The sequence below is a fragment of the Psychrobacter sp. TB55-MNA-CIBAN-0194 genome (genome assembly GCF_040309505.1).
Lineage (GTDB): Bacteria > Pseudomonadota > Gammaproteobacteria > Pseudomonadales > Moraxellaceae > Psychrobacter > Psychrobacter fozii.
In genome coordinates, this window is sequence record NZ_JBEOOW010000231.1 from 1 (window position 1) to 276 (window position 276).

Sequence of the window (276 nt, forward strand, 5' to 3'; positions counted from 1 at the left end):
GCATTGATATGTTCTGAGCGATGAAGCTGCAAATTTAGTGGGTGCGGTGTTATGACGCTCTATTAAGCTTTGTTCATAAGCATCAAACACAGTTTTAATATTATGATTATTTAAAACGCCATACTTCATTTGATCAGTAAACTCTCGTGCTTTTGCTATTGTTAATTCAGGTGCTTCTCCTAATTTAGTATTCGCTATACCAGATGATTTAGGGAAAGCTGAGTAAAAAGATACTGTTCCAGATAGGGTAAATATAAGACGAAGATTGTGTTGTGC

At 35.5% G+C, this 276-nt stretch carries 1 protein-coding gene; it reads right to left on the reverse strand.

Annotated features, from left to right (window positions below; genetic code table 11):
* On the reverse strand, positions 1–276 hold a 276-nt coding region (locus AAEY75_RS14940; protein ID WP_352260016.1), incomplete at both ends, for a hypothetical protein.